The sequence below is a fragment of the Pseudonocardia sp. genome (assembly GCF_025465255.1).
In the GTDB taxonomy this organism is placed as follows: Bacteria; Actinomycetota; Actinomycetes; order Mycobacteriales; family Pseudonocardiaceae; genus Pseudonocardia.
Genome location: NZ_JAODNI010000254.1, coordinates 1 through 6,498 on the forward strand (window position 1 = coordinate 1; position 6,498 = coordinate 6,498).

A 6,498-nucleotide genomic window follows, 5' to 3' on the forward strand; every position below is an offset into this window, starting at 1 on the left:
GCACTGGGGGGAGCTCGTGGCCGGGGCGGCCGGGGATATCTCGCGGAACCTGGGGGAGTAGCCGACGCAGGGCCTCGGCCCGGTGTCTGTCGGCCCTGGCGCCTGCGGCTTCGCTGGATGTAGCCGCGAAAGCGGCGGCGGTAGTCGCGGTCGGCAACAGCTCCCGAAGACGTCGGCGGGCCGTTCGCGGCGGCGATGGATTGACGGTACCGCCTTGGCGACGGCCGGTGCGGTGAGATGCAAACGCCGGGCGGTCGAAGGCGGCTTCGCCTGGCTGCTCGCCTTCGAACGACCAGCGCACCCGATGGGACCGCTCTCCCGACACTCACCTGCTCCAGCTCGCCTACAGCCTGTTCTGCCGCCCTTCACGGGTGGCGCGCCGCTCGGAAAGCTTCGACATGGATGGAGATCGCACATCACCGCTCTCCCGCTCGAGGCTCATACCGGCCTTCTTGGCATCTGCTCGTGGCTCGTCCGCTGGCCCTTCGAGGCCGTGGGCCCTGGCAGACGCGGCAGACCTACTTGACTTGTGTGCGGCTGTATACAACGCTATGCAGCGCGGGCCTGGCATACAGCGCCGCGGCCGGGCACCACCCCTTTCGACGACGTCCCGGAGGTACGAGCACGTGGTGGGAACAGCAGGCCCCGGGCTCCGCGAGCGCGAACGGCCACCCAGATCGACCCCAGTTCCAGCGACGCCGCGCACCAGGCCCGGCAACGGTTCCGCCCGCAGGGTGCGCGCGGGCCTGTCGCGCGGCGCCGGCGTCCTCGCCGCCCTCGCGATGTGGGAGCTCCTGCCCCGGGCAGGCGTGCTGCCGGCCCAGTACATCCCACCCACCTCCACCGTGCTGCCGCGCCTGGCAGGGTTGCTCGGCGAGACCGGCTTCTGGGCCGACGTCGCCGCCACGCTCGCCGGCTGGGCGATCGGGCTCGGCCTCGCCATCGTCGTCGCGGTACCGCTCGGACTGGTGATCGGTACCAACCCGTACCTGCACCGGTCCACCCGGGCGATCGTCGAGTTCTTCCGGCCGATCCCGTCGGTGGCCCTGATCCCGCTGGCGATCCGGGTGTTCGGCACGACGCTGGACATGAAGGTGTTCCTCGTCGTGTTCGCGACGTTCTGGCCGATCCTTGTCCAGACCATCTACGGGGTGCAGGAGGTCGACCCGGTGACCCGGGACTCGGCGCGGTCGTTCGGCTTCACCCGGCGCGACATCTTCCTACGCATCACGCTGCCCAGCGCCGCCCCGTTTATCGCCACCGGCATGCGACTGGCGTCGGCCCTCGCGATCGTGCTCGCGGTCACCGGCGAGCTGGTCGCGGGCGCTCCCGGCCTCGGCCGCGCCATCCTGCTCGCGCAGAACGCTGGCGCCTACGACCTCATGTACGCCCTCACCTTCGCCACCGGCCTGATCAGCCTGCTGCTCAGCACGGCCATCGCGCGGACCGAGCGCCACCTGCTCCGTTGGCACCCGACCCACCGGGAGGTCCGGTCATGACGCGTCGCACCGTGCTCGTGGGCCTGGAGGTGCTCGTCCCGCTGCTCCTCATCGCCGTCTGGTACGTCGCATCGGCAGGGTCTGCCTCCCTGTACTACCCCCCGCTGGCCGACATCCTCGAGCGCTTCGGCGCGGTGTGGCTCGGCCCGGGATTCGTCCGGGACGCGCTGCCCAGCCTCGGCCGCATGGCATTGGGCTACATGATCGCCGCGGTCGCCGGGATCGCCGTCGGAGTCACGCTGGGCTTGTCGTCGCTGGCCCGGACGCTGCTGGGGCCGAGCGTAGAGTTCCTGCGCGCCCTTCCCGCGGTGCTGCTCATCCCGTTCGGGCTGATCGTGTTCAGCGAGGACCTCACGCTCAAGGTCTTCGTGATCGCACTGGGCTGCTCGTTCCCGGTGGTGCTCAACACCGTGGACGGGGTGCGCTCGGTCGAGCCGCTGCTGATCGACGTCACGCGCACGTTCCGGTTGGGCCCCGTGGAGCGCGTGTGGCGGGTGGTGCTGCCGTCGGCGGCACCGCAGATCTTTGCCGGGCTACGCGCCGCTCTGTCGCTCGCGCTGATCCTCATGGTGGTCAGCGAGATGGTCGCCAGCACCAATGGGATCGGCTACTCGATCCTGCAGGCCCAGCGGCGATTCGCCACCACCGACATGTGGGCCGGGATCATCCTGCTGGGCCTGCTCGGCTACCTGATCAACGTGGTGCTCGTACTCGTCGAGCGCCGCGTCCTCGCCTGGCACCGCGGATTCCGGGCAAGCCTGCTCGACGCCGGACCGGGTGCCTGATGCCCGCGGCACCGATCGAAGGAGAGGCGGACACCATGGTCGTCGCGGTCAAGAACCTACGCAAGTCCTACGGCCTTGGAGAGACGGCGCACCTCGCCATCGCCGGGGTCACCTTCGACGTCGCGAAGGGGGAGTTCGTCTGCATCGTCGGCCCGTCCGGCTGCGGGAAGACCACGCTGCTGCGCTGCCTCTCCGGGCTGATCGCGCCGTCGGAGGGTGGGGTGGAGCTGCACGGCGAGCGCGTGACGGCGCCACCAGCTGCGATGGGGGTGGTGTTCCAGGAGTACAACCGCTCGCTGCTGCCCTGGACGAGCGTGCGCCGCAACGTCGAGCTGCCGTTGCGCAAAAAGATCCGCGGACGCGCCGAGCGCACCCGGGCGGTGGACGAGGCGCTCGCCGCGGTGGGGCTCACCGGTGCGGGCGACCGGTACCCCTGGCAGCTGTCGGGCGGGATGCAGCAGCGTGTGGCCATCGCCCGCGCGATCGCCTACCGGCCCGAGATCCTGCTCATGGACGAGCCGTTCGCCTCGGTCGACGCCCAGACCCGCATCGAGCTCGAGGACCTCATTCTCCGGGTGCGCGCCGACTTCGCGATGACCGTCCTGTTCGTCACCCACGACATCGACGAGGCGGTCTACCTCGGTGACCGCGTCGTTGTCCTCAGCCCACCGCCGTGCACCGTCCAAGAGGTGCTCGACGTGCCCCTGGCGCGGCCGCGGAACCAGACCGAGACCAAGGCGCTCCCCGAGTACGCCGCCCTCCGGGCACACGTGTACCGGGAGATCCTGGGCGATGGAAAGAGGTAGATCCATGGCACTGCTGAGCAACCGAGGGCTGCGTCCGCGCACCCGCCGACTCGTGACCGGGCTGGCAGCGCTGGCGCTCGGCGCGACCGCCGCGTGTGGCGGCCCGAACTCCGGGACCACCGCGAACGGCCTGATCCAGGTCGACGTCGGGATCCTGCCGATCGTCACCAACGCACCACTGGCGCTCGGCGTCGAGAAGGGGTTCTTCGCCGAGGAGGGCCTCGCCGTCACCACGCAGGTCGGGCAGGGGGGCGCGGCGCTCCTGCCGGCGGTAGTGAGCGGACAGTACGACTTCGCCTTCTCCAACAACGTGTCGCTGCTGCTCGCCCGCGCCCAGGGGCTACCGATCCGCATCGTCGCCGCGGCGAGCAGCGCCGGTGTGGACCCCACGCCGATCGACGAGGCGATCGTGGTGCCCGCGGACAGCCCGGTACAGTCCGTCGCCGACCTCAACGGTGCCACCGTCGCGGTCAACACGCTGAACAACATCGTCGAGGTCGCCGACCGGGTGACCCTGGAGCGCGGCGGGGCCGACCTCGGCTCGATCCGGTTCATCGAGATCCCCTTCCCCGACATGCCGGCAGCCCTGCAGCAGGGCCGCATGCAGGCCGCGCACATCGCGGAGCCCCACCTCACCCGGGCGGTGCAGGCCGGGGCGCGGATCATCGCGCACCCGTACCGCGTGGTGCAGCCGGACGTGCACATCTCCTCCTGGTTCTCCACCGACCAGTTCATCAAGTCGAATCCGGATACGGTGGAGCGGTTCAAGCGGGCGCTGGAGCGGTCGCGGACCTACGCCACCGAGCACCTCGACGAGGTTCGCGCCTTCATCCCGGGCTTCCTGGGTCTGGACCCTGCCCTGGCCGACCGGATCGCGCTGGGCACCTGGCCCGGCGGCATGCCGAGCAAGCAGTCCCTGACCAGCCTCTACGACGCGTCAGTGCATTTCGGACTCTTGTCCGGTGACGCCCTGCCCGACGTGACCGAGGTGCTCAACCAGGGATGAGTACCGGCACGTTGGGGAGGTGGTTGCGGCGGGCGCCCGCCGCAACCACTTCTCCTCATAGCTGGGTGCGTTAGCAGCCGGGTCAGCGGAACGCGCTGCAGCGGTACCAGAGCGCGACAGGTCCCACAGGGTCGTCCCAGGAGGCCAGGAAGTACGCGGCCCATCGATGGAGTCGATGTCAACAGCCGACGGCCGGCTTCACGATGCAGAAGGTGAAGGGCTAGCGGGCGCCCGAGCCGCTACTCCGACTCCCAGAGCTTGAGTCGGATGTCGCGCGCTGCGGTGAAGTGTCGGGTGGCGAGGAGTGCGGCGACCTCGGCATCGCGGGCCTCGATGGCGTTGATCAGTTCCCGGTGCTCGTCGTGCGAGGTCTCCTGCCGGCCGGGGAAGGCCAGGGTGGTGGCGGGATAGCGACCTAAGTGCAGGTTGAGCCGCTCGAGCAGGTCGATGAGCGACTCGTTGTGGCTCGCATGCCAGATCGTTCGGTGCAGCTCGCGGTTGCGCTCGGCCATCGCGTTGGCGTCGCCGTCGGCGACGCGATGCACGCGCTCATCGGCCCGGCGCATCGAGAGCAGGTCGATGGAGGTGCGGCGCTCGGCGGCTACCGCCGCGGCGCGGCTCTCGAGCACGATGCGGGTGTCGTAGAGGTCGAGGATCTCCTCGGGACTGCTCTCCCGCACGATGAGGCCCCGGTCGGTGCGCCGTACCAGCCCGTCCTGCTCGAGCCGGGTCAGCGCCTCCCGGATCGGGGTGCGGCTCACCTGGCACCACTCGGCCAGGGCGAGCTCGACGAGCTGCTCGCCCGGGACCAGCTCACCCTCCATGATTGCCTGCTTGAGCCGGTCGTACGGGGCGATCCGGCGGTTGGTCGGGGCCCGTCCGGGACGGCGTCGCGGCGAGGCCGGCGATTCTGTCATCGACGCTCCAGGGTCGTGGGGCACGGTGCCTGCGACGGTACGCGGTTGCGCGCACCAGTATGCAGATGACGACGACTCACGGCCGCAGGAGGAGGCGCTCCGAGGCTGCTCGCGACCCGAGCTTCTCGACCGCCGTGCGCCAGTCGGCCAGCGGCAGGACGGTGCTCAGCGGCGGCGTGATCCGCCCCTCGGCGTGGAACGCGAAGACCTCGCGATAGCACTGCGCCACCAGCTCCGGCATCCGCTTGCGGTAGTCGCTGATCTGCAGCCCGGACACCTCGATGTTCTTCAGCAGCGGGTAGTTGACCTTGAGGACGGGGATCCGCCCGGCTGCGAACCCGACCACCACGAGCCGGCCCCGCCAGGCCAGCGACCGCACGGCCCCGTCGAATGCGTCGCCGCCGAGCGGGTCGATCACGACGTCGACTCCCGCGCCGGCGGTGACGGCGCGGACCTGGTCGCGCACGCTGTCGCGCAGATCGGGCCCCGACAGGTCGATGACGCCGTCCACGGGCCCGGTGGGGCGCCCCGGCCGGGACACGCCGCCGAGGACCGTGCCAGCACCCATGGCCCGGGCGAGCTGCACCGCGGCCTGCCCCACGGCGCCGCTGGCGCCCAGCACGAGGACCGACTCCCCGGGAGCGAGGCGGGCCCGCTCGCGCAGGGCCATCCACGCGGTGTCGTAGGCGAGCGACATCGCGGCGGCGTCGTCGAACGAGAGCGAGTCGGGCAGTGGGTACACCTGCCGGTGGTCGACCGCGACGAACTCGGCGTACGCGCCGTACTCGGCCATTGCCAGTACCCGGTCGCCCGGGGCGATCCGGGTGACAGCCGCCCCCACCGACCGGACGATGCCGGCGGGGCCCTTGCCCGGCACATAGGGCAGCTCGGGCACGAACTGGTACTCGCCGCGCAGCGTCACGAGGTCGACGTAGTTCACCGGGACGGCCCGGACCTCCACCAGCACGTCGTGCTCGGCGGGCACCGGGTCCGGTCGTTCCTCCAGGCCGGCCGTGTCGAGGTCGCCGAACCGGTGGATCGTCACTGCGCGCACGGGATGCTCTCCTCGGGGGTGGTCAGCGGGCCGCGGGGGCCGGGGCGAAGCGGACCGGGGAGGGGGCGAGACGCCCCTCGTCGATCCACTCGACTAGCCGGCGCTTGAGGATCTTGCCCGAGGGCATCAGCGGCAGGTCCTCGACCTGGGCGAAGTACTCGGGCATGTCGAACTTCGACAGGCCGGCTTCGTCGAGGTGGGACAGCAGCTCCTGCGCGTCTATCTCCAGCCCGGGGCGGGCCTGCACGACGAGGCAGACCTTCTCCCCGAGCCGCTCGTCGGGCACCGGTACCACGGCCGCCTTCGTGACGCCGTCGTGCCGGAGCGCGAAGTTCTCGATCTTCGCGGGGAAGACGTCGAACGCCACGGCGAGGTGCGTGGGCTGCTCGTCCCGGAGCAGGTTGATGAGCATCGACGTGAAGCCGTAGACG

General features: G+C 70.7%; 6 protein-coding genes and 1 pseudogene. 4 read left to right on the plus strand and 3 right to left on the minus strand.

Annotated elements, in window-relative coordinates:
• Positions 1-734 precede the first annotated feature (734 nt).
• The 4 genes from JWP64_RS31190 to JWP64_RS31205 are packed head-to-tail and all read left to right on the plus strand — an operon-like array spanning position 735 to position 4,096.
• The gene (locus JWP64_RS31190) at positions 735-1,499 is read left to right on the plus strand and encodes an ABC transporter permease (protein ID WP_297504217.1); all 765 of its coding nucleotides are present in this window, start codon (positions 735-737) and stop codon (positions 1,497-1,499) included.
• Positions 1,496-2,284 (plus strand): ABC transporter permease, encoded by a 789-nt coding sequence (locus tag JWP64_RS31195; protein WP_297504219.1) that lies wholly within the window; start codon positions 1,496-1,498, stop codon positions 2,282-2,284. Before JWP64_RS31190 ends, JWP64_RS31195 begins: the two co-directional genes overlap by 4 nt.
• Before the next feature lie 35 nt (positions 2,285-2,319).
• Positions 2,320-3,090 (plus strand): ABC transporter ATP-binding protein, encoded by a 771-nt coding sequence (locus JWP64_RS31200; protein WP_297504227.1) that lies wholly within the window; start codon positions 2,320-2,322, stop codon positions 3,088-3,090.
• 4 nt (positions 3,091-3,094) lie between these two features.
• Positions 3,095-4,096 carry an ABC transporter substrate-binding protein gene (locus JWP64_RS31205; protein ID WP_297504221.1) on the plus strand — a complete coding sequence of 334 codons (1,002 nt, stop codon included), beginning with the start codon at positions 3,095-3,097 and terminating at the stop codon, positions 4,094-4,096.
• A 239-nt stretch (positions 4,097-4,335) separates the two neighbouring features.
• Here JWP64_RS31205 and JWP64_RS31210 read toward each other — a convergent pair whose 3' ends face one another.
• From JWP64_RS31210 to JWP64_RS31220, 3 genes and pseudogenes are all read right to left on the minus strand, one after another.
• Positions 4,336-5,013 (minus strand): GntR family transcriptional regulator, encoded by a 678-nt coding sequence (locus JWP64_RS31210; protein WP_297504223.1) that lies wholly within the window; start codon positions 5,011-5,013, stop codon positions 4,336-4,338.
• A 76-nt stretch (positions 5,014-5,089) separates the two neighbouring features.
• Positions 5,090-6,067, minus strand: coding sequence for an NADPH:quinone oxidoreductase family protein (locus JWP64_RS31215; protein ID WP_297504225.1), 978 nt, complete (start codon positions 6,065-6,067; stop codon positions 5,090-5,092).
• A 22-nt stretch (positions 6,068-6,089) separates the two neighbouring features.
• Positions 6,090-6,498 (minus strand): annotated as a pseudogene (locus JWP64_RS31220) (hypothetical protein); the annotation flags it as partial.

Coding starts and splice junctions, on each gene's coding strand:
- JWP64_RS31195 (WP_297504219.1), top strand. CDS start 1,496: ATGACGCGTCGCACCGTGCTCGTGGGCCTGGAGGTGCTCGTCCCGCTG.
- JWP64_RS31210 (WP_297504223.1), bottom strand. CDS start 5,013: ATGACAGAATCGCCGGCCTCGCCGCGACGCCGTCCCGGACGGGCCCCG.
- JWP64_RS31200 (WP_297504227.1), top strand. CDS start 2,320: ATGGTCGTCGCGGTCAAGAACCTACGCAAGTCCTACGGCCTTGGAGAG.
- JWP64_RS31205 (WP_297504221.1), top strand. CDS start 3,095: ATGGCACTGCTGAGCAACCGAGGGCTGCGTCCGCGCACCCGCCGACTC.